4 protein-coding genes and 1 pseudogene are annotated in these 8,383 nt (G+C 41.8%); 2 read left to right on the forward strand and 3 right to left on the reverse strand.

Translation table 11 applies throughout. The annotated features are described in order from the left end of the window. Positions 1-519: 519 nt before the first annotated feature. Positions 520-1,062 carry a PH domain-containing protein gene (locus ENH88_RS11485; RefSeq protein WP_304182395.1) on the reverse strand — a complete coding sequence of 181 codons (543 nt, stop codon included), beginning with the start codon at positions 1,060-1,062 and terminating at the stop codon, positions 520-522. 214 nt (positions 1,063-1,276) lie between these two features. On the opposite strand from ENH88_RS11485, the gene ENH88_RS11490 reads away from it, so the two are divergent. Both ENH88_RS11490 and ENH88_RS11495 read left to right on the forward strand, forming a co-directional pair. Continuing rightward, positions 1,277-2,200: a homocysteine S-methyltransferase family protein gene (locus tag ENH88_RS11490; protein ID WP_304182396.1), complete on the forward strand. Its 924-nt coding sequence runs from the start codon at positions 1,277-1,279 to the stop codon at positions 2,198-2,200. A gap of 25 nt (positions 2,201-2,225) precedes the next feature. Next, positions 2,226-3,551, forward strand: a complete 1,326-nt coding sequence (locus tag ENH88_RS11495) for a basic amino acid/polyamine antiporter (RefSeq protein ID WP_304182397.1) — start codon at positions 2,226-2,228, stop codon at positions 3,549-3,551. Positions 3,552-3,672: 121 nt separating this feature from the next. Here the strand turns inward: ENH88_RS11495 and ENH88_RS11500 are convergent, their stop codons facing one another. Continuing rightward, entirely contained in the window at positions 3,673-7,983 is a 4,311-nt protein-coding gene (locus tag ENH88_RS11500) for an alpha-1,6-glucosidase domain-containing protein (RefSeq protein WP_304182398.1), read from the reverse strand. A gap of 21 nt (positions 7,984-8,004) precedes the next feature. Then, a pseudogene (locus ENH88_RS11505) lies at positions 8,005-8,383 on the reverse strand (TonB-dependent receptor); the annotation flags it as partial.

An 8,383-nucleotide genomic window follows, 5' to 3' on the forward strand; every position in this document is an offset into this window, starting at 1 on the left:
TGTGTTTGTGTAGCACAAATATATGCTACGAAATTAGCGCCCTATTAGAAATCAACTACTTTGAACCCTAATAAAACTGCATCCTTTTCAGATAAAATCGCTTTAAAATACACCTGCAAAAGGTACAAAACAAGGAGTTTAGAGATAATTTTAGCTAATAGCATAAGACACTTTGGGAGGGTTAAAACAACAGGAACCATGATAGTTAATGTATTAGCCTAGATTATCGAATATCTACTTTCGATAACGCATGCAAAAATCTTAAAATGATTTATTCACTAAGAGATTAAGAGACGCTGCGCTTTAGAGGAAAGACCTAAGTTAAGAGATTAGGCAACGAATTTCTAGGCGCTGGGATTGGCGTAGGTCGTGCTTTAGCGCGTTAATTACACTACTGTCGCCATAAATGACGACCTACATGCTAACTATGTTGATCTGGTCAATTGATTTATTGTTCTACCCTCATTCACTTCTCATTTTCTTCTCTTTGTGCAAACGTAACACAATAATAAGCTAATTTTATTTTCTCTCATCCAGTAAGGTTACCATCATTTGCTCGATGTTTTTCACACTGTAGGTGAGTGCGCGTATTAGCTCTACTTGGCTTTGTGGCTCGTCACTGTTAGCTTTAGTTGGTTGCTGTGCGGTTAGATTGTCTTTTTGAGTTAAGATTGCCTCGCGAAACTCACTGGCATCAACTACGCCAAGCAGTGACACGAGAGCGCCCTGCCCAGATTGACCTGCGGTTTCAAAACTCAAGCGATACAAACCAAATATGCGCATTAACGGCCCTTGGCTTAATCCGACGTCGGTTATTTTTTCAAGTGGGATGGACTTTTCCTCTTTAAAAAATACCCCACGCTTAACAACTAGCTTTCGCTCTAATAAGTTAGCTGACATAGCTGCCAATATTCGCCCTGCTACCAGCCAGATAATGAAAGCGACGAATGGGATAAATGGAATTCCCACCAAACACAATACACAAGTGATAATCCCCAACACCATCCAATATGATTTCACTTTAGGATCGAATTTAGCACTTTTTAAAATAGAGGTACTCATGGCTTACTCTTAAATTGATTAAACATTTAAATTACGTGATCACTGAGTTGAATGCAATTTAGCTAAATTGTTAATCTACTACAAAGTACTGCCAATAAAACTAAAAGATTAACACAAAGGGTTGTTTAAACAGGTCGTGTGTTCTATATTCTCGCAATTGGATTTATAGACGTCTAAACATCCATTATAAATTATCTCATACAGAGGAAGCGCAATGACAACTCACACCTTAACTTTACTTGATGGCGGCATGAGCCGAGAACTCACTCGCATTGGCGCCCCCTTTCAACAGCCTGAGTGGTCTGCGCTTGCCATAATAGAGGCGCCTGAAAAAGTAACCCAAGCACACAGTAACTTTATTCAAAGTGGTGCCAATATTATTACCACAAATAGCTATGCGTTAGTACCTTTTCACATTGGCGAAGAGCGCTTTGCACAATCAGCCAAATCACTTGCTGCAACAGCTGGCCAAGCCGCAAAAGACGCTGTGATACAAAATAATATGGGAACTAAAATAGCAGCCAGTTTACCACCTATGTTTGGTTCTTATCGTCCAGATTTATACCAAGCTGATCAACTTAGTCGTATCGCAACGCCTTTAATCGAAGGTTTAGCGCCTTATGCTGATTTATGGCTAATAGAAACGCAAAGCCTTATTCAAGAAGCGCTAGATATAAACACGTTAATTAACCAGATCTGCAACAACCAAAAACCGGTATGGGTTGCTTTTACCCTTGAAGATGAACAACCAAGTAATCAAGCAACTCTGCGCTCAGGCGAATCTGTAAAAGATGCAGTAACTGCCATGCTAAATGCAAAGGTAACGGGCATTTTATTTAACTGCTGCCAACCAGAGGTTATTGAGCATGCTTTAACCGTAACCTTAGATGTTTTAAAAGACCGGCAGGCAGAGCACATACAAATAGGTGCGTATGCGAATGCATTTGCACCACAAACTAAAGAAGCTACGGCTAACGAAGGTTTAGATGAAGTACGAGAAGATCTTACCCCTCTTTCATACCTAGAGTGGGCTAAAAAATGGCATCAACAAGGCGCCACCCTAATTGGTGGGTGCTGTGGTATTGGACCTGAACATATAGCTCAATTAAACCATCACTTTGCGCCTTTAAAAGATTAGTAATTTACACAGTATAAGCAGTCAAATGAAAGAAAATAAAATTGGATTAATAGCGCTAACCGCGCTGGTATTTAGCGCCATGGTGGGTGCGGGTATATTTAGTTTGCCACAAAATATGGCTGAAGTTGCGGGCGTAAATGCAGTGTTAGTTGGCTGGCTTATTACTGGTGTTGGTATTTTGCTACTTGCTGGATGTTTTTTACAACTCTCTCGCGCTAAACCTGAACTTGATGGCGGTATTTATATTTATGCCCGAGAAGGTTTTGGCGAGCTTGCTGGATTTTTATCTGCATGGGGCTATTGGCTGTGTGCCACCATTGGTGTTGTTGGTTATTTAGTTGTGGCGTTTGCTGCTTTAGGTGCATTTATTGATACCCCAGAACGCCCCCTATTTGGCGATGGTAATACTTTTGCAGCCTTTATCGGTGAATCTATTATTTTATGGGCTGTGCATTTAATTATTGTTAGAGGCATTAAGCAAGCCTCTTTTGTAAACCTGCTTGGCACCATAGCTAAAGTGATACCCTTATTATTATTTATAGGCTTTGCTTACGCGTACTTTGACCCTGCAATATTTAAAGCAAATCAAAGTAATGTCAGCGTGAAAACTGATTTTATTGAACAAGTAAAAAACACTATGCTAATTACTTTATGGGTGTTTACTGGCATTGAAGGTGCGGCAGTCCTTTCGGCTCGAGCTAAAAACCGTAAAGACATCGGCCTTGCCACATTTATAGGCGTGATTGCTGCGCTAATTTTATATATAGCCATCACCATGTTGGCATTTGGGTTAATGAGTCAGGCCAATATTACAGAACTTAGTAACCCTTCAATGGCAGGCATTATGGCAATGATAACAGGGACCAGTGGTAAAGTTATTATTAGCGCGGGACTTATTGTATCTGTATTAGCCTCTTATTTAAGTTGGATTATTTATGCTGCAGAAGTACCTAACAGCGCAGCCAAATATGGGGCATTTCCTAACATATTTAAGCAACAAAATAGCAATGGGACATCTATTGCATCACTGACCTTAACCAGCCTAACTGTGCAACTTTGCTTAGTACTTATTTTGTTTACCGGTAAAAGCTATAACACCTTAGTTCTTGTTTCTACGTCCATGATATTAGTGCCTTACTTTTTAGTGGCCGCTTACATGGTAAAAGTAGCCTTTGTAAAAAAACTTTCTGTTGCTATTAAACTGATGGGCTTTGGTGCCAGTATTTATGGACTATGGCTAGTATATGCTGCGGGGCTAAACACGCTGCTGCTATCTGTTATTTTATACATTCCTGGCATCATGCTATTTATGTATAGCCGTAAACAATTTAAGTTAAATGAAAATATTTAAAATCAATGCATTATAAAATATCGTTACCAGAGTTCAGGTTAAGCCTTTTAATGCACTTTTAGCACTAAAAAAGCCGAGCATACAGGGTTATGCTCGGCTTAAGCCTAGGAAAATATAATCACTACTGTTTAGTAATAAGTAGGTTCATATTGTCCTTATCTGGGCCAATCACTTTAAACGTGTAATTACCTGATTCGGTAATACTCAGCGCTATATTGCCCCCTATCACTTCAAGCAACATTATCTCGTTAATATTTACTATTGGTGCATCGCCTACCCCACCGAAGTCCACAGTGTTCCAATCTTCAGAGGCTATTTTGAACTCATAATCACCGGCATCTAAATCAAGTGATGTACTATAAATAGCATTCCCTTGATAGATTAGGGGGTTGTCGGTACCCCAGCCATTTAAGCTGCCACGTAAGTAAACTTGAGTGTCTGCAAACATTTGCGCATTAAATACACTCAGCGTGGGTGCATTCAAATCACTGGCATCAAAAATAAACTGATATTCGCCCTCGGTTGCAATATCCATCATCATATTAGCGCCTTTAGCAGCTAATAACTTATCTTCGGCAACGGTTACGATTGCATCCGCTTCACCTGATCCATAATCAACGGTATCCCAATCTTCAGCAGCAATTTTAAATTCATAACTGCCTGCATTGAGTATTTTAGTAACGGTATAAACGCCTTTACCTTGATAGATTAACTCATCACTGATGCCCCATTCATTTAAGCTGCCACGAACAAATACAGGCGTGCCAACGAATGGTTCTTCGTTATAAACTCTCAGCGTTGGATTGTCTTTATCGCTGGCATCAAACGAGAATACATAAGTTGCATCAATTGCGGCATTAAAGGTCATATTCGCGCCACTGCGCATTAAAGGCTCGGTTTGATTTTCGATTACATCTTGATCAGCGTCAGATAGCGCGCCAAAATCCACACTCGACCAATCTTCAGAGGCAATTTTAAATTCATAATCTCCCGCAGCTAAAGTAATAGCGACACGGTATTCACCATTGCCCATATACTCAAAGCTGTCAGCTGTGCCCCAATCATTTAAACTACCGCGCACATACACTGCAGTGCTGCCAAAAGGCACTACGTCTGGCGCGCCCACTGTTGCATTCGCACTTAAGCCTACGCCTTGGCTCTCGCCTTGTGGTTTTACAAATACCGCGATTGTATAAGCTGGGACTGTAAATGTACCGTCGATTTCACTGGCAGTAAAGCTCACTCCAGACATACTGCTATCGGTGCTGTTTTTAAGTATTGGATGTAATTCAAACCCAGCAGCGGTTGGTACTGTATGTGAAAGCGCTTGCTCAGTGGCATTAATGACTACTACGAGCGCGTCAACTTGGTTATCTAAATCTGCAAAACCTTGACCGTCATCAATGCTCATTACAATCAAACCATGTTGCTGGTTTTTACCAACATTGTGAAAACCTACACGGTCAATAACATCTTGCTCTGTGGTGAGTCTAAATAATGGGCTGGCACTACGAATAGCTAAAAACTCTTGGAACACATCCCCTGCGTAAGCTATATCTTGCGGCTGTGCAGCAGCTTGTGGATTACCTGAGACCTTAATGATCTCAGGCCATTTCTGTTGATTTTTCTCAGCATTAGGTAAACCAATATTCCAATTATTATTTTCTTTCGTTAAATCTACCGCATTAAACCAATCCCCTGCATTGTAGCTATCACGATCCATTGATTTTGAGCGTAGTAAATCAGCCCCAAGTTGCATAAACGGGATACCTTGGCTTACCAACGGAATTGCTAATGCCATATTATGCGCACGCACTCGTTGCTCAATAATCATACTTGTTGCATGTTTATATTGCAGTTGATCCCATAAGGTTTCGTTATCGTGCTTTGATACGTAGTTAATGGTGTCTGCTGGGTCTAAAGCATAAGCCGTCGGCTGCGTATTCCAGCTAAAGCTATTACCTTTTGCCGAATTACCTTTAAAGTCTTTCAGGATATAGTTTTGTAAATTACCCGCCAGCGATAAACGCAGAGTATCTTGGTCTGCTAAATTACCATCGGTCGGATTATTACTAAACATCGCCCCACCGCGCACAGCCTCACGGATGCGGTCATTGAAGGTGCCTACTTCTGAGCCCGCCATATCGGCTTGCTTAGCTTGAGTGAACAAGCGGTTATTAGCCACTTCACCAAAGTCCCAGCCTTCGCCATAAAAGTAGTTGTCAGGGTCAACAGCTTGCACCGCTTCACGCGCTGCTAAAATTGATGATTTTGGCATGTGCCCCATTACATCAAAGCGAAAGCTGTCGTACCCAAAATCACGAGCAAGAATAACCAGTGAATCGCTAACAAACTTGTCCATCATCACATGTTCAGTCGCGGTGTTTTCACAACAGGTTGAACGCTCAATATCGCCCGTTATTTCACTGTATCTGTGGTAATAACCAGGCACGAGTTTATCGAAGACTGATTTTTCCCAAATCCCTGATGACGTTGTATGGTTATACACCACATCAAGTGCAACTCGCAGGCCAATTTCTTGCAGTGATTGCACCATAGCACGAGTTTCTAAAACACGGGCAACGCCTTCAGCACTTGATGCATACGAACCTTCAGGAGCAATAAAATGATGCGGGTCGTAACCCCAGTTAAAGCCGTCTAAATCACGCATCGCGCTGGCAAGTGCTTGTGTATCATCAGAACCCGGAAAGTAGCTTTGCATTAAATGAGCAATGATGCTGTTTTTATCTTCGATTTTACAAGCATCGGCGGCATCGTCTATTCGCTCACATAACTTACTTAGGGTGTCAGTGATTTCAACGCGCTTATCAGCATCTTCTTCAATGGTGCCAATGTCAGTGACTGGTAGTAAGTGAAAATGCGTTAAACCTTTGTCAGCTAGTTGCTTAAGGTGCTGCATAGGGATGCTTTCAAGCTCAGTAAATGCTAAGTATTTACCTCTGTTTGCTGCGCTTACTGACGTATCACGAACACTAAAATCACGGACATGACCTTCATAGATAATGGCATCTTCTGGGTTAGTAATTGTTGGCACAATGCGCTCATCCCAACCCTCTGGTTTGGTATCATCATCATTTAAGCTGATCAACTGTGAGTACAAACCATTGCTTGATACATTCAGTGAGTATGGATCGGTGCTCCATAAACTTTCAATCGCTTGAGTAGTAGGGTGATAAACATCAAACGCAAAGCGGTAATAATGACGGTCATAGTTACTACCTAGGCTCACAGACCAAATACCTGTATTGCTGTCTAACGTCATGGCAGTGCTGTGTACTTGAGTTTTATCGGCGTCAAACACATTGATAGTCATGTTATTCGCGGTCGGCGCCCATACGGATACATCTATGAGGTTATTGTTATAATGCACGCCCAGCATGGCTTCATTCGCATCGTTTTCGCCTTGCGTGTACAGCGCATCCAACGCTTTGGCGGTTTGCACAAAACTTGCTTCAAGTAGCTTGCCATCTGCATCGTAGCCCGCCACGACAAGTTGTTGTTTTATAAGTTGCTTTGCAGTATCTGTATCCCAATTGCCTTGGTAGGCTGTCCAATCAGTTAAGTGCGGTACTTTGCCTGCTTGTGCATCGGTTAAACTCGTTGTAGTTAATTCAACCGCTTCACCATTTAAGCCAGTATCTACATCAACAACCAAATCGGCGTCAGCTGATGAATGCAGCTTAATGATTTGTGTAAGCTCATTACTTGGCTTATACAACACAGTATTTAAATCAATCCAGTGCGCTGATGCGCCGTCAATTGCAACGGGGCGTTCGCCAAGCGCTTCTACTGGGTATTCAAATACTGTTGGCTCACCGTCAAAGGTAAAGTTCATACGTACAAAACGCTCATCGTCTTGCATCAGTGGCATAGTTAAATCCACATCACCATGGGCTTTACCTGAACCTTCTGTGCCAATATGTATGATGAAATTAGCACACTCGGTGTAACCGTCTTTTAGTGCCACAATCCAGTAAGCACCATAGTTAGGATCAATACCGTCGTATTCGTGACCATCGTGCCACTCTGTGGCATCAAACGGTGGCGCGTAAGCATCACAGCCCTCGGTATTCCAAGAGTGTAAACGATAGCCTTCGTACCCTTCATTTTCATCGCGCTTATAAAATAAAATAGCCTCACCTTCGCCTGCGAATACCACAGGGTCTGGTAAGTCGGGGTTATAGCCACTGGTACAGCTTTCATTGTTCGCATCAGGAAATAACGGTGCGTCACAAGAGATAGGTTCAGGATCAACGCATTGAGTGCCTGCTGCATTAGGGACTTGCGGTACATCACAAGTCAATAAAGCTTGGCCTGCTTTTACATCGCTACTGCCTGAGCCTCCACAGCCAAACAGTAGTGTTAAGCTCACTGCTAATAGCAAATGAGTCAATTTAGTTATTTTATTCATTATTTATGCTCCAATTTGCTATTAGTGACTATAGGTAAAACCTAAATAAACCTGACGACCAAAGTACTGGGTAGTACCGGTGATATTTTCATTGCCAAAGTAACTTTGGGTTGGTTCATCGGTAAGGTTATTGACCTGCAGCAACATGCCAAATGAGTCAGTAAATTGGTAAGAGGTTTGAAAATCGACCACGGTCTCGGCATCAAAATTAACCACTTGCTCATTGATCGCCACTTGCTCTGAAACAAAGTCTGAGCGGTAACGCACATTAAGGCGGGTTTCAAAATTATCTAAGCTGTAAAATAAAGTGCCGTTTAACACGTTTTTAGACAAACCAGGTAAACCTTGTGTAACCGTTTCACCACCTAAGCTGGTGATAGACTGTCTCTTATACACATCT

This window comes from Pseudoalteromonas prydzensis (assembly GCF_011050055.1).
Classification (GTDB): Bacteria; Pseudomonadota; Gammaproteobacteria; order Enterobacterales; family Alteromonadaceae; genus Pseudoalteromonas; species Pseudoalteromonas prydzensis_A.

Coding starts and splice junctions, on each gene's coding strand:
- ENH88_RS11485 (WP_304182395.1), bottom strand. CDS start 1,062: ATGAGTACCTCTATTTTAAAAAGTGCTAAATTCGATCCTAAAGTGAAA.
- ENH88_RS11490 (WP_304182396.1), top strand. CDS start 1,277: ATGACAACTCACACCTTAACTTTACTTGATGGCGGCATGAGCCGAGAA.
- ENH88_RS11495 (WP_304182397.1), top strand. CDS start 2,226: ATGAAAGAAAATAAAATTGGATTAATAGCGCTAACCGCGCTGGTATTT.
- ENH88_RS11500 (WP_304182398.1), bottom strand. CDS start 7,983: ATGAATAAAATAACTAAATTGACTCATTTGCTATTAGCAGTGAGCTTA.